The sequence below is a fragment of the Sphingobacterium puteale genome (assembly GCF_050986225.1).
In the GTDB taxonomy this organism is placed as follows: domain Bacteria; phylum Bacteroidota; class Bacteroidia; order Sphingobacteriales; family Sphingobacteriaceae; genus Sphingobacterium; species Sphingobacterium puteale.
Genome location: NZ_CP158959.1, coordinates 566526 through 586587, shown reverse-complemented (window position 1 = coordinate 586587; position 20062 = coordinate 566526). Strand labels below are relative to the sequence as shown.

At 40.4% G+C, this 20062-nt stretch carries 18 protein-coding genes; 9 read left to right on the top strand and 9 right to left on the bottom strand.

Going from position 1 to position 20062, the window contains the following annotated elements; translation table 11 throughout:
- Nucleotides 1–10 precede the first annotated feature (10 nt).
- The 6 genes from ureC to ABTV71_RS02270 all read right to left on the bottom strand — a co-directional run bounded on the left by ureC (nucleotide 11) and on the right by ABTV71_RS02270 (nucleotide 6006).
- A complete protein-coding gene (gene ureC, locus ABTV71_RS02295) occupies nucleotides 11–1861 on the bottom strand; it encodes an urease subunit alpha (protein ID WP_121124359.1) in 1851 nt (616 codons plus the stop codon).
- Between the two features lie 6 nt (nucleotides 1862–1867).
- Nucleotides 1868–2239 carry an urease subunit beta gene (gene ureB, locus ABTV71_RS02290; protein WP_121124356.1) on the bottom strand — a complete coding sequence of 124 codons (372 nt, stop codon included), beginning with the start codon at nucleotides 2237–2239 and terminating at the stop codon, nucleotides 1868–1870.
- A gap of 14 nt (nucleotides 2240–2253) precedes the next feature.
- On the bottom strand, nucleotides 2254–2556 hold the full coding sequence (gene ureA / locus ABTV71_RS02285; protein WP_046674789.1) for an urease subunit gamma: 303 nt from the start codon (nucleotides 2554–2556) through the stop codon (nucleotides 2254–2256).
- A gap of 36 nt (nucleotides 2557–2592) precedes the next feature.
- A complete protein-coding gene (locus tag ABTV71_RS02280; protein WP_433902162.1) occupies nucleotides 2593–3801 on the bottom strand; it encodes a porin in 1209 nt (402 codons plus the stop codon).
- A gap of 152 nt (nucleotides 3802–3953) precedes the next feature.
- Nucleotides 3954–5336 carry a sensor histidine kinase gene (locus ABTV71_RS02275; RefSeq protein WP_183078684.1) on the bottom strand — a complete coding sequence of 461 codons (1383 nt, stop codon included), beginning with the start codon at nucleotides 5334–5336 and terminating at the stop codon, nucleotides 3954–3956.
- On the bottom strand, nucleotides 5326–6006 hold the full coding sequence (locus ABTV71_RS02270; protein ID WP_121124350.1) for a response regulator transcription factor: 681 nt from the start codon (nucleotides 6004–6006) through the stop codon (nucleotides 5326–5328). Before ABTV71_RS02270 ends, ABTV71_RS02275 begins: the two co-directional genes overlap by 11 nt.
- 294 nt (nucleotides 6007–6300) lie before the next feature.
- Here ABTV71_RS02270 and ABTV71_RS02265 point away from each other — a divergent pair, with 294 nt between their 5' ends.
- The 6 genes from ABTV71_RS02265 (at nucleotide 6301) to ABTV71_RS02240 (ending at nucleotide 11469) form a co-directional block, all read left to right on the top strand.
- The gene (locus ABTV71_RS02265) at nucleotides 6301–7698 is read left to right on the top strand and encodes a WG repeat-containing protein (protein WP_433902161.1); all 1398 of its coding nucleotides are present in this window, start codon (nucleotides 6301–6303) and stop codon (nucleotides 7696–7698) included.
- Complete coding sequence (locus ABTV71_RS02260; protein WP_121124346.1) at nucleotides 7688–8128, top strand: hypothetical protein; 441 nt, start codon at nucleotides 7688–7690, stop codon at nucleotides 8126–8128. The genes ABTV71_RS02265 and ABTV71_RS02260 overlap by 11 nt, the downstream gene beginning before the upstream one ends.
- Before the next feature lie 148 nt (nucleotides 8129–8276).
- A complete protein-coding gene (locus ABTV71_RS02255; protein ID WP_433902160.1) occupies nucleotides 8277–8771 on the top strand; it encodes a YeeE/YedE family protein in 495 nt (164 codons plus the stop codon).
- Nucleotides 8772–9185 (top strand): DUF6691 family protein, encoded by a 414-nt coding sequence (locus ABTV71_RS02250; RefSeq protein WP_121124344.1) that lies wholly within the window; start codon nucleotides 8772–8774, stop codon nucleotides 9183–9185.
- Nucleotides 9186–9243: 58 nt separating this feature from the next.
- Complete coding sequence (locus ABTV71_RS02245; RefSeq protein WP_433902159.1) at nucleotides 9244–10059, top strand: sulfite exporter TauE/SafE family protein; 816 nt, start codon at nucleotides 9244–9246, stop codon at nucleotides 10057–10059.
- A gap of 12 nt (nucleotides 10060–10071) precedes the next feature.
- Nucleotides 10072–11469, top strand: coding sequence for an MBL fold metallo-hydrolase (locus tag ABTV71_RS02240; protein WP_433902158.1), 1398 nt, complete (start codon nucleotides 10072–10074; stop codon nucleotides 11467–11469).
- Between the two features lie 77 nt (nucleotides 11470–11546).
- Here the strand turns inward: ABTV71_RS02240 and ABTV71_RS02235 are convergent, their stop codons facing one another.
- On the bottom strand, nucleotides 11547–12404 hold the full coding sequence (locus ABTV71_RS02235; protein WP_433902157.1) for a hypothetical protein: 858 nt from the start codon (nucleotides 12402–12404) through the stop codon (nucleotides 11547–11549).
- Nucleotides 12405–12564: 160 nt separating this feature from the next.
- On the opposite strand from ABTV71_RS02235, the gene ABTV71_RS02230 reads away from it, so the two are divergent.
- The gene (locus tag ABTV71_RS02230; protein ID WP_433902156.1) at nucleotides 12565–14442 is read left to right on the top strand and encodes a M1 family metallopeptidase; all 1878 of its coding nucleotides are present in this window, start codon (nucleotides 12565–12567) and stop codon (nucleotides 14440–14442) included.
- 143 nt (nucleotides 14443–14585) lie between these two features.
- On the opposite strand, the gene ABTV71_RS02225 is transcribed toward ABTV71_RS02230, so the two are convergent.
- Entirely contained in the window at nucleotides 14586–15707 is a 1122-nt protein-coding gene (locus ABTV71_RS02225; protein WP_433902155.1) for a glycoside hydrolase family protein, read from the bottom strand.
- A gap of 180 nt (nucleotides 15708–15887) precedes the next feature.
- Between ABTV71_RS02225 and hemW the strand changes: the two genes are divergently transcribed.
- A complete protein-coding gene (gene hemW, locus ABTV71_RS02220) occupies nucleotides 15888–17060 on the top strand; it encodes a radical SAM family heme chaperone HemW (protein WP_433902154.1) in 1173 nt (390 codons plus the stop codon).
- Between the two features lie 137 nt (nucleotides 17061–17197).
- Nucleotides 17198–18646, top strand: coding sequence for a glyceraldehyde-3-phosphate dehydrogenase (locus tag ABTV71_RS02215; protein WP_433902153.1), 1449 nt, complete (start codon nucleotides 17198–17200; stop codon nucleotides 18644–18646).
- 149 nt (nucleotides 18647–18795) lie between these two features.
- Here ABTV71_RS02215 and ABTV71_RS02210 read toward each other — a convergent pair whose 3' ends face one another.
- A complete protein-coding gene (locus ABTV71_RS02210; RefSeq protein WP_433902152.1) occupies nucleotides 18796–20040 on the bottom strand; it encodes a 3-deoxy-D-manno-octulosonic acid transferase in 1245 nt (414 codons plus the stop codon).
- Between the last annotated feature and the right edge of the window lie 22 nt (nucleotides 20041–20062).

Below are 20062 nucleotides of genomic sequence, written 5' to 3'. Positions count from 1 at the left end.
ATATGCGGAATTAGAACAGGAAGTAACGTTGTGCCATTGGAAGCTCTTTTAATGGCTCACAAGTAGCTAATACACCATCCACTGTTACTTCATACGTTTCTGGATTGACCACGATATTTGGTGTGGCATGATTATGTACCATATCCTTTTTCATCACTGTACGACAACCTTCTACTGGCAAACATTTACGTGATAAATTCAATTTTTGGATATTTCCATTCTCTATCGATATTTTTGAAACGAAGTTGAAACACAATTTTGACACTGCCTTACCATAGTTTCCGAACATCGGTCTGTAGATGATAGGCTGTGGTGTAGGGATAGAAGCATTCGCATCCCCCATTTTCGCACCTAGGATCATACCGCCTTTGATAATCAACTCTGGCTTCACACCAAACAACTCTGGTTTCCACAAGATCAAATCGGCATATTTACCCGTCTCAATGGATCCAATATATTTATCAACACCATGCGCTTTTGCAGGGTTGATTGTAAATTTGGACACATAACGTTTTACACGGAAGTTGTCATTATCTTTACCCTTATCTTCAGCCAAAGGACCGCGTTGTATCTTCATTTTATGTGCCGTCTGGAATGTACGCGAGATAACTTCACCCACACGTCCCATAGCCTGACTATCCGAACTCATAATAGAGAATACACCCATATCTTGAAGAATATCTTCAGCGGCGATCGTCTGTGGACGGATACGTGAATCTGCAAAGGCAACATCTTCTTTTACATTTTTATCCAAGTGATGGCAGACCATCAACATATCCAAATGCTCTTCTGCGGTATTTACTGTAAACGGCTTTGTCGGGTTGGTCGATGCAGGGAGAATGTTTGGATACATCGCAATTTTAATGATATCAGGCGCGTGTCCACCACCAGCTCCTTCTGTATGGAACGTGTGGATAACACGACCATCGATTGCGGCAACGGTATCTTCCAAGAAACCTGCTTCATTCAGCGTATCCGTGTGTATAGCTACTTGTACATCGTATTTATCAGCAACTTTTAACGCTGCATCGATGGTCGCAGGCGTAGCACCCCAGTCCTCGTGGATTTTTACTCCTAATGCACCAGCTTCAATTTGTTCCTCAATCGGTTTGGTTGTTGAGACGTTACCTTTACCGAAGAAACCAACGTTGATCGGTAAATTTTCAAACGCTTCAAACATACGCTCGATATACCATTTGCCCGAAGTGACCGTCGTTGCCAGTGTACCATCTGCCGGACCGGCACCACCGCCGATAAATGTAGTTACACCTGAGTATAACGCAGTTTCGATCTGTTGTGGCGATATAAAGTGAATATGTGTATCAATACCGCCGGCAGTAAGGATATAACCCGCGCCACCATGCACTTCTGTCGAAGCTCCGATGACCATTCCTTTGGTTACACCATCCTGTACGTCAGGGTTACCTGCTTTTCCGATACCAACAATTTTACCATCCTTAATACCAACATCAGCTTTCACAATACCCCAGTGGTCAATAATGATCACATTGGTAATACAGAAGTCTAAAACATCCTCATCACGCAGGGCACGGGCAGATTGCCCCATACCATCACGGATTGTCTTACCGCCACCGAATTTATTTTCTTCGCCATATACGTTGAAATCTTTTTCAATTTCTATAAACAACTCCGTATCAGCTAAACGCACCTTATCACCCGTGGTAGGGCCAAAAAGAGCAGCATATTTTTCTCTAGGGATATAAAGCTCCCCATCAATATATTTAACAGATGATTTGTCTAAACCTAGTTTATCTAAACCAAGCGCATGCAGACCAACGGTAGTTCCCAATGTAGTGAGCCCTACAACCTTAATCCATTCGCGTCTATTCCATCCTCCCATTCTATCTTATTTAGATTGTCTGAATTTTAATTTTTTCATTTTCTCAACAGCTTTCGATTTGACATTCTGGTCTGTAAACTTGCCATTTGTCAATCCATTGAAACCGTGAACTTCTTTACTTCCGCCAAATTCAACCAGCACAACAGACTTCTGTTCCCCCGGTTCAAACCGTACAGCCGTACTTGCAGGAATATTCAAGCGCATACCAAATGCCTTTTCGCGGTCAAACGAAAGCAATTTGTTCGCTTCAAAAAAATGATAGTGCGAGCCCACCTGGATCGGTCTATCGCCTTCATTTTTTACAACAAGGCTAGTGGTTCTACGTCCCACGTTAGCTTTGATTTCTTCTTTTTTTAAAATGTATTCTCCTGGAATCATATGTTTAAGATTTATTAACGAATAGGATCATGAACAGTGACCAACTTGGTACCATCCGGAAAAGTAACCTCAATCTGTACATCATGGATCATTTCAGGAACACCTTCCATCACCTGGCTTCTTTTCAATAAAGTCGTACCGTAAGACATTAAGTCCGCAACAGATCTGCCGTCTCTTGCTTCCTCCATAATCTGAGCACTGATATAGGCAATACATTCAGGGTAATTTAGTTTCACCCCACGCTTTAGTCGCTTTGCTGCCAATTCTCCTGCTAAATGCAATAGCAGCTTTTCTGTTTCTCTTGGTGTTAAACGCATAAAAAATAATTATTTGTTATTTTGTTAAAGGAATTATTACAGCACCGGAATGGTAAAATATGCGCCAAAAGCAACACGGTTATATTGACTTTTATCCATATTCATGAGTCCTTTGTAGTTTACCGTGTTCCCCACGTACCCTAGGTAAAATCGTAAATCCTGATTATGAAAAGGCTTATGTTGCAACGCAGCAAAGTAAGTCCAGTTTTGACGGAAATTTTTTCCAACTTGATCGTCATCTCTTGATCCGGCAGTCTCATAGCCACCTTTCAGAGCGACCTCCCATTTTTCACTTAAAAATTGATCATAACGAAGGATTGCGGAGGTATAACTGACATCCTTTGCCAAAATGCGCGCTGTACCCGTGCGTCCATAAAAGTCATTGATAGCGGATGAAGCGATCAAAGCATGGTCAACACCCAGATAAGAATATTGTAGGTCTAAATAAACCATCTGCTTTGGCGTTTTAAACTTGTTGGCCAGGGAGACCGAGTGGTTGGTATGCCCCTTAGCAAACTGCGAGATATTATAAGACCATTTGGTATTGATCTTTTTATCCATAAAGGCTCCTACCCAAGTGAAGTAAGCACCCATGGGTACAGCCGAACGCTCCAAATCACCTACTGCAAAGCCATTTTTAGTATGCACATCCATAAAACTATCGTTTGTGGTATTATATACTTGTGCATGTAAGGAATGATTGGGATTAACTTCGTAGGACAATGTACCGCCGACTACAAATAAATTCAGGATGCGATCAACATAATCCGTGAATTTATATTCGTAAATTGGATTGTTTTCAAATTCGTAGCTCCCCACAATAGCACTCTGCTTACCCGCTGTGACCGACCATTTCAGATCCTTGCCGAATTTGTATTTGATATAGGCCATATCCAATGCTCTTGAACCATTGTCCTGACTGGTCGGTGCAAATGATCTATTCAGGCGAAAACGTACTTTATAAGAAAGCTGCTCGTTGTAATCACCGCTCATCAAGATGCGGGCATCGTCCAAATTTGCTTTTGCCTGACTGGAGCCATCGCTGTTATCAGCCTGCAGCCCCGCACGCAGCAAAACATCCAATTGAAATGATTTTGCCCTAGCTGGTTCTTTTGACAATAAACTACTTCTGGATAATAAGTTATTTCTTTCTGCTGGAATGGAATCTGTTGGAGCCTGTTCCTGCGCATGTAATGCCGCAATACCCAAACCCAACGTTGTAATAAGTGAAAGTGTTTTTTTCATCCGTATAACTTGCTTTTTGTTGGTGATGAAGCTATCAGATTTATTCCTTTATAGTTTGAATAAATCGTGATGGTTTCATATGATATACCTATCTCTGGTACAAGTATATCATGGCAAATTAAAAATGGAATAAGGATGAGATTAAAATGAGATTAGAAAGCAATTTTAGGCAGCGTGACAACAACCTGGGTACCTTGCCCTTCTGCTGAATAAAGATTGAGCTCAGCACCATGGAGATCGAAGATATTCTTGGCTAAAACAAGCCCCAGGCCATTTCCATAGATATCCCCGACATTGGAAGCGCGATAAAAGGAAGTAAAAATATGGGGCTGATCTTTCTGCGGAATTCCGATCCCTTTATCAAATACTTTAATTGTAATATTTCGGTCATCACAGCTAATAGCGACCTGAACCTGCTCACCATTGCCATATTTATACGCATTGGAGATAATATTGCTAAATGCGATATAGAACAGATCGGGATTAGCAAATACAGTTAACTCATCGCTATCCTCAGGGATTTGAGTAAGGTCAAAAGACAACCGGAAATCTTTATGAATGCTTCGTTCAGCCTTATAAATTTCATAGAGCAATTCGTCAATGCGAATGAGCACCTTATTATCTACCTCTCCTTTAAAGCCCATACGGGATAATTGAAGGAGATTATTAATAATGAGTTCCATCTTATCCGCATATTTCGCAATCGTCTCCAAAGAATAGTAGGCTTCGTGTTCTTTTGGGATTAGATTTCGTGCAAGTTCGGCCTCACCACCAATAATTGTTAGCGGTGTCTTTAATGAATGGGATGCATTTCCGATAAAACTCTGTTGCGACTGTACAGAAATATCCAAACGACTGAGCATCGAGTTGAGGTTAGCAATTAATACCCCTAGCTCATCTTTAGCATTGCTGAATTTACTGGATAGTCTATAGTCCAGATTAGCAATATCCACTTTCCCCAAATCACTGTTGATATCTTTTATAGGCTTTAGTAGTCGATCTGCAAAATAAAATGACATGAGGATAATCAATAGAATTGCTAAGAATCCACCTGTAATCAAGGTATGATCTAATTGTCGTTGTTCATCATGGCCATACTCATCTATACCTTCGGATACGACTATAAGGTTGTCGTGATGGAGATTGTCATTAAAGAATACCGCAACAAATGCAGTCTTGTTATGCATATATCTGCCTTTGCCATTCTTAATAACTTCTTTATAAAAGCTCATGGGCATGGGTAAATTGGGTTTAAACCGAATACTGTCGCTACCTTTCACCACCCGCAGCAAATGGTCTGTCCCTTCGGACAGCTGCTTGAGGTATTTGCGTTTTACCTGAATATATAATTCTTTGTTTTCTTCTTTTTGATGGACTATATGATCTCCAACGATAACTGCATTTTCTTCTAAACGGTGAAAAAACTTAGTCTGCAAACTATCGTAGGTAAAATAAGAAACATAGAGGGCAAAGACAACAAGCAAAAGCGTGCTGATGATTGAAAATAAGAGTACAATCTTGGTCCTAATTTTCATGACGGATGACATAGCCCATACCGATAACCGTATGGATTAATTTACGGGCAAACTGTTTGTCAATTTTTTTCCGAAGATAATTGACATACACATCCACGACATTGGTGCTCAGATCGACGTCCATTCCCCATACTTCCTCCAGGATATCTATCCGTGTTAATACTTTATTTCGATTGAGCATTAAGAATTCCAATAAACGGAACTCCGTAGCTGTGAGTATGATGGGCGTATTTCCTCGTTGTACCGATTTACTGTCCCGATCCAGTTGCAGATCGTCGAACGTCAGCACATTCTTTTGTTCGCTAACGGTTTTGGATTTACGGCTGTAGCGATTGACCCTGGCCTTTAGTTCTTCCAGACGAAACGGTTTGGTGAGGTAGTCGTCAGCATCACGTTCAAAAGCCGCAACAATATCTTCTGTTTGGTTTAATGCTGTCAGAATAATTATAGGAATCTCATTATTGGACATACGGATGTTTTTGCATACATCCAGACCATTCATCCCCGGCAGCATTACATCCAGCAAAATGAGATCATAATGATTTAAGCCGGCCATTTTCAACCCAGTATAGCCGTCCATTGCAATGCTAATGTTATAGCCTTCTTCCTTTAGTCCTCTTTCTATTAATGATATGACCGACGGTTCGTCTTCTATAAGCAATAGTTCCACAGATATTGTTTTAAAAAGTAAATTTAAGGTTTGTAAAATACAAAAATATCAGCAGAGGTCTTATATAAACCGTTGTATATCATAAAATTCGATCTTTCTTGACTTTTATATGATACTTTTTACGATGATACAAGCAGCAGAGTTACCTACGGTCTGATTTTTACCACTTATTTTACAAAATGGCATTCGCTCACAATAATATCAAAATTTTTGCATGATTTTTCTCAAATGACAAAAGATTATTTCACAAACCAGCCAAATTTCAATACATTCGTATTTTAATTTGTATTCCTAATGAAACATTTTTTCCTTTGCATAGCGTTTTTCACATTAATTTTTGTAAAAACAGGTTCGGCACAACAAAAACTATTCAAAATCACTTATCAGTTTGCAGATCCCGAAACAGGTACAGACACATCAAGTTCCGAATTTATCAAAATATTGGCCGGTAGTGGAGAGGCGTTGATGCATGCCTATATCTGCAACGACCAAATGCGCGTAGAAACACTACTTTTTGGAAAATCAGTACAAATTAGCAATATAAAAGAAGAGACCTCCTATCTGATAGATGAAAACAGCAAAACCTACACACCGACCGATCTTGCGTCCGGCAAGCTTATTGAAACCTCAGAAGGTAGTGATTACGCCTACTCTAGTGATTTTGAAATCAGCTTAATTCCGAATGAGAAGAAAATTATCGCCGGCTTGTCCTGCAAAAAAGCGACATTTAATCTCGCTGGCAGTAAAGATAAACAAACTGAAATCACCGTGTGGTATGCGGAACATTTACCAAAATTATATTGGGGAACCTACGATTATCTAGAAAAAGTACCAGGAGCAGCATTATATATCGGAGCAGAAGGCCTGGGAGTTCAGGCAACTAAAGTCGAAGAAATACCTTATGACGCTACATTATTTGAGATTCCAGCAGGCTATGAAGAAGGAGAAGCAGAAGAAACTGCGACCGACTCTGCTCTAAATGATCATTTATCTTGGTATCAAGATCCCAATACTGAATTTTTTGGCGTACAGGATAGCTTAGGCAATAAACTCACGCCAGCAAAATATGCTTCCATATATGCGTACGTAGGTGATTATGCTATCGTCACCGATGCAGCTCAGATGTTTGGCCTGATTGACTTACAGGGAAAAGAAGTTATCCCTTGTCAATACGAATCGTTAAGTTTAGATACGGAAGGTGCACCATTAGTATTTATGAAAGATCAGAAGTATGGTCTGTTGGATAACAGCGGTAAACTATTGCTTGCTGCAAAATATGACTTCATCTCCGTCCCAAGTTTGAGCCATGCCTTATATAACGAAGGAGACTTGACTGGTGTACTCGATCTAAAAGGGAACATATTGATTCCTGCGAAATATGAGACAATAACTGAGTACCGGGACAATATGGCACTCATTATCGAAAATCAGATCTATCAGTTGGTTGATAAATCCGGTAAAAAATTATTACCCACAGGTAATGAATTCCTATCTTTCGCTGGCGAAAAATTACTATTGGTATTTAAAGACAATACCTATGGATATATAGACTACAGTGGAAAAGTGGTCATTCCATCTAAATTCCAAAATGCACAACCCTTTGAAAATGGTTTAGCCTTGGTCAGTGAAGACCTGGAGAATTTTTACTATATTAATGCAAAAGGAAAGTTTATAAAAAAGTATGAAGAGTAACCCACAAACATTCCATCTTTCAACATTGCATCGCGGAAAATACATGTTTATTCTGTTGACCTCGATTCTATTGATAGGGACAGGGATGTCTAAAGTTCCAATTCAGGAAATTTACAAGATCATCGTTGCTCTTCTAATGGTCCCATTGGCACTGTATTTAGCGATAAAATGTTCTACACTGGAGTCAACATGGCAATTGGACACGGGTACGCTGCGCATCAGCAATTCAAAAAAGACAATTGAATTCCCATTGAGCAACATTTCACATATCCGAAATCTCAGGCGCTCCGGTGGCAATTTGATTATTATAAACCAAAACAAAGGTTCCGCTTTTCGTACCTGGCGCAATAAATTATTCCAAAAAGAAGATGACCTACCGTTATTAGTCGAGGCCCTCAAGGAAGCCAACATTGAATATTACGATATGTAATAACGCACATTCCACGGTAACATTTGTTACCGTTTTTTGTAATAGCGCTATGTACCTTTGTCATATAACTTTAGAACAAGCTATGTTATTGGAATACATCAAACAACCATGGCCTTGGTATATTTCAGGGCCTTTAATTGCATTAGTCATGTACTTGTTGTTAAAACAGGGGAAGGATTTCGGCATGTCGAACAATCTGCGGACAATGTGTACGGTATTAGGTGCCGGTAAATCATCCTCTTTTTTTCGCTTCGACTGGAAGACGCAAGCCTGGAATCTTCTTGTGGTACTCGGGACCGCCATTGGAGGATTCATCGCCCATTACTTTTTAAGTGACGGGGCCGCTGCGCAAATCAATGCAAAAAGTGTCGCTGATTTAAAGGAACTGGGCATAATAGATCATCTACAGGGCTATCTTCCTGAATCTATCTTTATTTTTAACGGCTCTTGGCTTCAGTTTCTAATACTGAGCATTGGCGGACTATTGATCGGTTTCGGGACAAGATATGCCGGGGGTTGCTCGTCTGGACACGCCATCTCAGGACTCAGTAATTTCCAGCTCCCCTCTCTAATCGCAGTCATTGGCTTTTTTATAGGTGGCATCATCATGGTTCACTTCTTATTTCCTTTAATCTTCGCATAAATGAAAGCAGTAAAATTTATATTGATCGGGATCTTATTTGGGATCATTTTATACAAATCAGAAGCAGCTTCATGGTATCGCATTTATGAGATGTTTCAGTTCCGCTCTTTCCACATGTATGGCATGATCGGTACGGCACTCACAACAGCGATTATCATTGTACAAATTATCAAACGGAAAAAGATTAAAGACAGCAATGGCATGCAGATCGCATTTCAGGCAAAAGACAAAAGCATCACACGCTATCTTGTCGGTGGCACCATTTTCGGACTGGGCTGGGCATTGTCAGGAGCCTGTCCGGGACCTATGTTTGCATTGATCGGCTCAGGCTATTGGACATTGGGCATTGTACTGATCTTCGCCATCCTAGGGACATGGATCTATGGTTTAATTAGACACAAGCTGCCTCATTAAGCCGAGAATAGATGATCATGAGCCTGTGGGTATAACGATAGCATTTGATTTAGCAAGAATGGAACTACTATTTATAATTGGCTTTTTATTGGCGATATTGGTTGGGCTATCAATGGGTTTGATGGGGAGTGGCGGCAGTATTTTAACACTACCGATCTTCGTGTACCTATTTCATATTGAGCCCCAATATGCGCTTGATTATTCCCTGTTTTCCATTGGAATACTGGCCATAATCGGCTCAATCACCCCCCTGGCCAGAGGTGAAATAGATCTAAAGACCACAGCAGTCTTTTTAATTCCGTCTTTACTGTCGGTCTACTTGACCAAGCGACACTTGTTGGCTGCCATACCAGCGCAATTTCATCTTGCAGAAATAGCGATCTCCAGAAATCACGTTATTATGTTGCTGTTTTCGATTGTTATTCTAATTTCCGCACTGGCAATGATCCGCAGAAGGAAACAGGTCGAAATACCAGCCATTACAATACATATAGGTCAAGTCCTCAAAGTTGTCACAGCAGGTTTACTGGTGGGTATCTTGACGGGGCTTGTCGGCGCTGGCGGCGGATTTATTATTGTACCCGCTTTGGTGCTTCTGCTGGGGATCCCCTTGAAGCAAGCAATTGCGACATCGTTATTCATTATTGGATTAAACGCGTCCTTTGGTCTGGTCGCCAACTACCAACTCTTGAACCACATGAATTGGCCGATATTGCTTACTTTTACGTTAATCACTTTAATAGGCCTTCAGATTGGTTCCAAATGGAAGGACAAATTGGAGGTAGTACGACTACAGGGGATCTTCGGTTACTTTCTGATCAGTATCGGTATCCTAATTTTCACTTTCGAAATCATTCAATTCGTAAATCACTAAAAATCATATATTATGTTTTTTCAACACATTTTTGAGTCATCTTTAGCACATTCAAGTTATTTAATTGGCTGTCAGGCCAAAGGTGTTGCCATGGTAATTGACCCCAAAAGAGATGTCGACACTTACTTAGAGATTGCAGCAAAAAACAATTTAAAAATTACACATATTGCCGAAACACATATCCATGCTGATTATCTCTCCGGAACATTGGAATTAGCTGAACTAACAGACGCCCAATGTTATCTTTCCGACGAAGGAGGCAAAGATTGGCAATATGAGTTTCCCCATATCGGATTAAAAGATGGTGATCAGATCCATCTTGGAAATCTAATTTTTAAGGTGCTCCATACCCCTGGACATACGCCTGAGAGTCTTAGTTTTGTTTTAATTGATACGCCAGCCACAATGGATCCGGTGATGATATTTACAGGTGATTTTGTATTTGTTGGAGACATTGGCCGTCCAGATCTTTTGGAGAATGCCGCTGGACTCATTGGCACCAAAGAAATAGGTGCACAGCAGATGTTTAAGTCTTTACAGCATTTTTTGACTTTACCAGATTATATCCAAGTGTGGCCTGCCCATGGCGCTGGATCAGCATGTGGCAAAGCATTGGGTGCTGTACCTAGTTCAACGGTTGGTTATGAACGGATACGCAACTGGGCGCTGCAATACCAAAATAATGAAAGTGGTTTTATAACTGAACTTTTAGAAGGACAACCTGAGCCACCGCGTTATTTTGCCCAGATGAAGAAGCTCAACAAAATCAAGCGACCACTACAAACAAGCGTGCCTCAGTACCCGAAACTTTCAACGGCAGAATTCAACAAACTATATCAGGCAGGTACAACGATCATTGATACACGGCATAAATTTGACTTCGCCAAAGGCTATCTTCCAGGCAGCATCAACATACAGCATAATCGGACATTCAATACCTGGGCTGGCTGGATCTTGGATTACACAAAACCTTTTGTACTTATCATGGATGAAAACGAAAAGGAAGAGATTGCCCGCAAGCTAATGCGCATCGGCCTCGATCATGTTGCCGGATATATTACTCTGGAAACAATTCCTCAATTGGGAATTCCCTTGGAACAACAGCAGCTTATTGGGTTCCGAGAGATGAATGCTGTACTGGAGAATCCGAATGTTCAGATTCTCGATGTCAGGAATACAGCCGAATTTACAGCAGGACATCTGCCACATGCCACACATCTCTTTGTTGGAACAATTGAAGACAATCTGGACAAAATTGATCGCACAAAAGAATTATACCTGCATTGTCAATCTGGAGACCGGGCGACAATTGCAGCCTCAATATTAGCTAAAAACGGGATTAAAGACGTTAAGATTTACAGTGCTTCCATCAACGACTGGATTGCAAAAGGGGGAATATTAGTTAAGTAGGATACTAAATAAAATAGCTCCAGAAACAAATCCTGGAGCTATTTTGTCTTTCTGTTATTGTAGTTATTAAAGGGCTTTTATAGACTGTTCCTATTAATTCGCAGAAATTCAATAACCTCATCCTTCTTCTCTTCCATCTTCCCTTTCTTCTCGACAAATTGATGATTATAGATGGTCAGGTATTGATGGTCATCGGTATCCGATTCGTACACCTCTGCAGTTGCAAAAGAAAAATGCTCTTCTTCATCGGAAAGATGATCGTAGACATAGGCAAAATCATGATTTGCCAACGTATTTGCCATGGCATCTTTATCCTCAACAAACTTTAATCTTCCAGGCAAAATTCTCTTTTTCATCCACATTTCGTCTTTCTCTGAAAAAGGATAAATGGTAATGCCCCTAAAAGCCATAACAATAGGTGTAATCAGGATGATTGCCATTTCAATAGCCCAGACGGCCCAGAGCATCGCACCGGAAACTGGCGACTTCTTCAAGGTAAAAGTACCAACCTCATTTAGCCCCTGCAGCGCCTCCCAGATAAATGATGGATGCATAAAAAATGCTTTAAAACCTTCCAGACTAAAAGAAGATTTTACCCAAGTGTCACCACCCATGGTACCTTCAGCATTATACATCAACGAAACGAACAGCGCCCACTGTGCATAAAAACCAACTAGGGCAACAATCAGAGTGATGATAATCGCGACGCCTTTATTTCTTAACTTCCATTGTTTGAAACAAAAATTGAGCAGATAGAACAGTCCGGCGCCAAACCCAAGTGTGATAAATACATTGAAATAGACGATCGGAATAAACCATTGTAAAGCAATGTAGATAATGGCCAGAACAACCGCTCCGACAATACCTAACACAAGTGAACCGATTAATGCTGAAGCAGGCGCCTTCCCCGAAGGCTTATAATACAGATTTTCCATAAATTTATTTGCAATATTTGTTAACTCAACAGATAAATTTTCTAACCAAAACCAAGCCAATTATTAATAATCAAATCACTTTTCGTCAAGATTTGATGACATTTACCTCGATTAGGTTGATTAATCGGCATTTCTTGAGACAATTTTGTAAGTTTGGAGCATGAAAATCAAAATATTGTCCTTTCTAGCGCTTATATGTGTCATAAATATTGGAGGACAGGAAGTAAAGGCCCAGAGAAAAGGATTCTGGCAGCAGAAGGTTGACTATACAATGGATGTCAACGTGGATGAAAAAGCTTATCAATATGATGGAAAAATGGCTTTGAAATATAGCAACAATTCAGGCCAATCCTTAAAAAAAGTCTATTTTCATTTATATTTTAACGCATTCCAACCAGGATCAATGATGGATTACCGATTGAAAAATATCAGTGATCCAGATAAACGGATGGTATCCAATATTGGCACCAAAGAAAAACCAATATTGCAAAGCCGTATCGAAACGTTACAACCAAACCAGATCGGTTACCAAAAAATTAAAAGCCTCAGCATGAATGGGTCCAATACAAGCTATAAGATTGATGGGACGATATTGGAAGTGACCCTACCCACTGCGATCCAGGACGGAGAAACAGCAAATTTTAATATGGAATGGACAGCACAGGTACCTGAGCAGATCCGTAGGTCAGGCCGTAACTCGGCAGAAGGTGTAGCACTTTCAATGGCACAATGGTATCCGAAGATGGCACAGTTTGATGAATTCGGCTGGCACCTTGATGAATATATCGGCCGCGAGTTTATCGCACCTTTCGGCAACTTTGACGTCACTATACACCTCAACAAAAACTATGTTGTCGGTGCTTCAGGTGTTCTTCAAAATCCAAATGAGGTGAAAGGCTATCAGGCAAAAGCTAAAATAAAAACCAATCAGGACAAAGCGACCTGGCATTACAAAGCCGAAAACATCCATGATTTTGTCTGGGCTGCAGATCCCAAATTCGTTGTAGATTCCGCCTCAAGCAAGAATGGCATAAAAGTTTACACGGTGTATCTCCCTACTGACAAAGAAGTTATATCAAACTGGAAAACAGCTCTCGGCCTATCAACTGAGTTTTTCGATTTCTGTAGTGCTAAATTCGGTAAATATCCTTGGCCGACTTATACCATTATTCAGGGGGGCGATGGCGGCATGGAATATGGCACCGCGACGTTAATTACCGGTGGCCGTAATCTAAAAAGCCTTGTTGGCGTTATCTTCCATGAATCTGCTCACTCCTGGTATCAGCATTTATTCGGGATCAATGAAACCGTTGATGAATGGTTTGACGAAGGATTCACTTCCTATGTTGAAGAATTAGCGATGCAGCATCTTTTTGAAAAACGGGGAGCCATTGCATCCAATCCACTTATCGATGCTTATCGCGCTTATTATAAATTAGCACTTTCAGGCAAGGAAGAGCCGATGAGCCTGCTTGCGGACTATTATAATACAAATTATGGCTATAGTAACGAAGCTTATAATAAAGGTGCTGTTCTGGCTGAGCAATTAGGCTATATTATCGGTCAAGAAAATCTAGAGAAAACCTTTTTGAAATTCTACGATAGCTGGAAATTCAAACACCCGACACCTAATGATTTCAAGCGTGTCGCAGAGGAGGTATCAGGCATAAACCTGAAGTGGTATTTCAATTTATTTATCAATACCACACGTCAAATTGATTATGCAATCGGTCATGTTACCGATTCAGAAATTCAACTGCTCAATAAATCAAACTTTGCGATGCCACTCGATATACTTGTAGAATATCAAGATGGAAGCAAAGAGCTATTTTACATCCCTTTACGTGAAATGCGCGGTGAAAAACCGGCGGAAAATTTTGAAATCTATAAGGGTATAAAACGCACTGTACTGAAAGATTGGTTCTGGACCAACCCTGAATATAAAATCTCAGTCAATAAGGCCCCTAAAACCATCACAATAGATCCTTCGCTTCGACTTGCGGATGTAGAATCAGCGAACAATAGTCTGACACGCTGATTTTAATACTGAAAGATAGGCATTGCAGCAGATTATATAAAAGAACTACTTTTTGAGAACTTAATAAGCCCTGATAAATTGCAATTTATCAGGGCTTATTTTTATTTGAACGGAATGAAGGTTGTCCAGGGAACGGTAAAATACTATCCTCTCAATGGAATGACCATATTCCAGGTCCGTTCAAACTGATAGGACTCGGATCCATCTCCTGTAGCCGCAAAAAGATGTGTCGGTTTCCCATTTTCAAATAGTAAAAATGGCCGCTCAAAATTAGCTTGATGGCTGACAGTCCCATCATTCCAGCGGATCGTCTTGGAATAGGCTTTGACGGCTTTTGACAGATGCCAATCGATTCCATCTTTCGAATATGCATGGATGCCGCCGCCCTCTTCCCCACAGATTTTGCCATAGCGGTCTTTCATAATCAATTCAAAATGCTGACCATTATGCCATACGAAAGGATCTTCCACATCATTTTCATGATTTTGATCAGTATGGAAAGAAAAAATAGGCTTGTTGGACAAACGAAGATATGGCCCCAGGAACGAATCAGCTTGTGCCGCGCCCAATAGTAGAGGGGGATTATAATTCACCGGTGATGATTTATAGATCAGATATACTTTTCCATCTGGCAGGACTACCGGAGAAGGATTGGATGTTATGGAAGCATCCCACTCGCCCTTCCTCGGATTCAAAATGGGCTGATCGACGCGCTTCCAAGGACCTGATATCGACTTTGAATAGGCCATTCCGATGCGTTTATGCATCCAGGCCTTCTGTCCCAAACCCGATTCCCAAACATTCTCGGAATAACCAGGATTGGGCTCCTCATAATTGTTTCCAAAATAATAAAGCACATAATAGTCACCGTTTTTAACGATCCGGGGATTATGGGTTGTACAACCATCAAAATACTTTTTCCCGCGGGCAGGCAATACCACCTCAACAAATTCGTAGGGTCCTTCTGGGGTATCGGAAATTGCGCGAACAACTTCCGAATTGGTTACCCAATTACCAAAGCCATATTTTTTGCTCCAACGTGACGCAAACATATGATACCGACCATCCTCCCCCTTAATCACTGAAGGATCCCATATCCAATAGTCTGCCATGGCAAATCCGCCGCCCTTTGGTGCTGGGAGCAACTTATCAATAAATGCTTCTTCATAAGGTTTATCCAAAGCGAAGCCTTGCTGTGAAAGCAGCAGCATACTCGATGCACCAATGACATTCTTCAGAAAGTCACGACGGGAGGATATTTTCATAAGATTAGTTTTTTGATTATGTAAAATGAACCTGACCATCAAGATAGAAAATATATTTTTAAGATACTATTTCTAAAAATACCCGCATTCAACATTGACGTGACATAACATCGGGTATTGCTCGCCAATAAAAATATCCAAGAGAATGGGGGAAACGACTGCCCAAATGGAAGAAAAAATGTGAATAAACGACGAAGTTGGACCAGTCTTGGTATATTTGTGCCCATGATTTACATCCATATCCCGTTCTGCAAACAAGCTTGCCATTATTGTGATTTCCATTTCAGTACTTCACTGCAATACAAGACCGAAATGGTCAATGCCCTTTTGCGAGAAATCGAACTTAGGTCTCCGTATTTGGAAGACAGAAAAGTTGAATCCATCTATTTTGGTGGTGGGACTCCCTCTCTGTTGGAGACGGACGAAATTACAAGGATCATTGATGCTGTTGCCAAACAATTTGACATAAGTGATCATGCTGAAATTACGTTGGAAGCTAATCCAGATGATCTTAATGCCGCAAAAGTGAATGCATTAAGATCAACTCCCGTGAACAGGTTCAGTATAGGGGTACAGTCTTTTTTTGAGGAAGATCTGAAATGGATGAATCGGGCGCATACCCAACAGGAAGCATCCGCAGCAATCATGCGTGTACAGGATGCAGGATTTGAGAATATCACCTGTGATCTTATTTATGGCTACCCCTTGTTGACCGATGAAAAATGGCGCTACAATATGCAACAACTGATCGATTTTGCGATCCCCCATATTTCTTCCTATTCAATGACTGTGGAAGCTAAAACAGCACTAGATCATTTCATCAAGAAGGGCATGAGTCCAGCCATTGATTCAGATCAGGCGGCTGATCAGATGAATCTGCTGATCGAAACATTGAAAGGTGCGGGTTATGAACAATATGAAATTTCCAATTTTGCTAAAAATGGTTTATATGCACGTCACAATACAAACTATTGGAAAAGCAAACATTACCTAGGTATCGGCCCTTCAGCCCATTCATTCAATGGTCATTCCAGATCGTGGAATATCGCCAATAACGCCAAGTATATCGGCTCCATACAGACCAACCAGCTTCCCTTGGAAATCGAGCATCTATCTGTTCGCGATCAGATCAATGAGTGTATTATGACCTCACTGCGCACCATGTGGGGCCTGGATCTGGGGCAGTTAGAAAAGAATTTTGATTACTCCGTTAAAAGCAAAATAATAGAAGATGCCGCACCATTTCTCGAGCAGCAACAATTAATTTTAGACGACAATAAATTAAGATTAACAGATTCTGGTAAATTAATGGCGGATCATATCATGTCCGAATTATTTATTATTGAAAATTAACAACAAAACAATCTAAAAAATTATCAAAACAATAATAATAAGCATGTTTTCATTTCAATAATTACGAAAATGAAAATTAAATCACTTTTTTAGCGCTGTTTATACTATGTTTGCAGCATAATCTATTATAAAATATTATGTTACATAGTCGTTCTTTTGATTTAGAAATCAAAAGTTACAGAGAGCAGCAAAATGCAGCTGTTGAACTGATTCAAATCATTAGTAATCTTTGGTATAACCATACCGTTGAGCTCGTTCTCTTCAGAGAGCAGCTTGTTGATGAAAAAGTAAGTGTGATTCTCAACCACCTCCGGGAAAGCACTTTCCTTACCGGCAATATACTGACCATATTCGATCTATTGAATGTTGCCCGTGTATTGGAAAAATCAAATCTGGCTCCCGCTCGAATTGATATCGGTAAACTTGCAACAAAAGCCACAAACGACCAGATCAATGTGGAGGATTTGTCTTCTTTTATTTTCAATGAATTAGAGGGAATCGCCGAATGGCAGGAATTAACACCTCGCGATGTTGTGCTCTATGGTTTCGGTCGTATTGGTCGCCTGCTCGCACGCGAACTAATTAATAAATCGGGTTCTGGCATGCAACTTCGTCTACGGGCAATAGTCACCAGAGACTCCAATGATGCCAAATCATTGTTAAAAAGAGCCGCTCTCCTGAAAAGCGATTCTATACACGGCGAATTTGAGGGCGAAGTTTATACCGATCCTGAAAAAAATGCGCTTATTATTAATGGTATCTCGGTCAACGTTATCTCTGCTAAGCAACCTGAAGATATTGATTATACAGCATACGGCATCAATAATGCATTGGTTATCGATAATACAGGCGCCTTTCGTGATGAAAAAGAACTTGCACGCCATTTAGCCTCTAACGGCGCTTCGCAAGTATTGTTGACGGCCCCTGGAAAAGGTGTTCCCAACATTGTTTACGGTGTAAACGAAAGCACGATAGATCTAGAAAAACATGCTATTTTTTCAGCTGCTTCCTGTACCACAAATGCTATTGCACCAGTTTTGACCGTCCTCGAAGAGAAAATAGGTATCCTGAAAGGCCATATAGAAACTATCCATTCCTATACGAATGATCAAAATCTGGTAGATAATATGCATAAAAAATCCAGAAGAGGTCGTGCTGCAGCCTTGAACATGGTCATTACGGAGACTGGGGCTGGCAGTGCTGTTTCAAAAGTCCTTCCGACATTAACAGGCAAACTCACTTCCAACGCAATCCGGGTACCTGTCCCTAATGGGTCATTAGCCATATTAAATTTAGAATTGACCTCCGCAATATCTTTGGAACAAATAAATAGAATCTTAAAAATGAGTGCATTGGAAGGCAGTCTTGTTGAACAGATTAAATTCTCAAGCAATGATGAGCTTGTCTCTACAGATATAATAGGTACAACAGCAGCCGCTGTCATTGATGGACCAGCAACTATTGTTTCAGCTGATGGTAAAAATATTGTACTCTATGTATGGTATGATAATGAGTATGGCTATTCCCACCAGGTCATGCGTCTATCGCGACATATTGCAGGTGTAAGAAGATACACATACTATTAAAATCCAATTTTCTATATAAAAATAGGGTATCCAAAATGAACGGAGCCCTATTTTTCTTTCACCCCGTTCATCTGCATTTAGCCGGTCTTTTCAGCTTTCCGTTTCTATGATAGTTAACTTCTACTTTTTGCGCCAATCTTTTTCATTTATCATAGCTTGGCATTCTTCAGATATTTCATGATAATCGGTGTCGCTCCCGCCTTTTGCTGTACATATTGGCGTGCTGATTTCGCTGCTTCCACACGTTTGGATTGATCCTGCAATCGTTCAAATACAGCGGCAAGCCCCTCGCTGTTAGAAAACGAGAAACCTCCCCCTTGCTCAATCAGATCTTTCGCTTCCTGAAATTTCTTAAAATTAGGTCCAAACAGCACCGGCATCCCATAAGTCGCTGCTTCCAATGTATTATGTATCCCTACTCCAAATCCACCACCAATATAGGCAATTTGACCATAAGCGTACAAAGAAGACAACAGCCCGATATTATCTATAATTAATACTTTTGCTCCCTTTAAAGTTTCCATATCATATTCCGTTTCCGTGATTTTTGAAAAGCGAAGGGCTGCAGGCCATAGATTTAATATACTGACAATATGGCCCGCATTGATTTCGTGCGGGGCTAAGATCAGCTTATAATCTTGAAACCGTTGGAACAACTCTTTCAATAATTTTTCATCCTCAGGCCAGGTGCTTCCAGCCACCAAAACAGGAGCGGTTCCGACAAAATCTGCTATTAATGGGATGTCTTTCCGAGTCTTAGGTAAATCAATCACACGATCAAAACGCGTATCACCTGCCAATCCCGCATTTCGAATTCCATATTCTTTCAATAAACGCACACTTTCCTCGTTCTGTACAAAGAAATAAGTTACAAAACCCAGAATCTTAAGAAAAAAGGATCCATAGGCCTGAAAGAAAATCTGTTCCGGTCTAAAAATTGCCGCAATCAGAAATAAAGGTACCCCTCGCCGATGCAATCCTTCAAAATAATAATACCAATATTCGTATTTCGTAAAAACGGCAAAAGTGGGATTGATCAAGTCTAAAAACAGTCGTGCATTCTGAGCCGTGTCGTAAGGTAAATAGAAAACATGATCCGCCAGATTGGAATTCTTTCTTATCTCATAGCCAGAAGGTGAATAAAATGTTACAATTATTTTATGATCCAAATAATTATTTTTTACGGCTTCCAAAACAGGTCTGCCCTGCTCAAATTCCCCTAGGGAAGCGAAGTGAAACCAAATATGTTTTTGGTTGGAATCAACCGATTGTTTCATTCGTAAATACCAGTCTTTTCGTCCTGTCACCATGAGACGCGCTTTGGCATGAAAAGGGGCCAAAATACGCAATAAGAGTCCATAAAGAAAGATTCCAATTGAATAAAGCAAACGCATGTTGTAAAAATAATGTTTATCT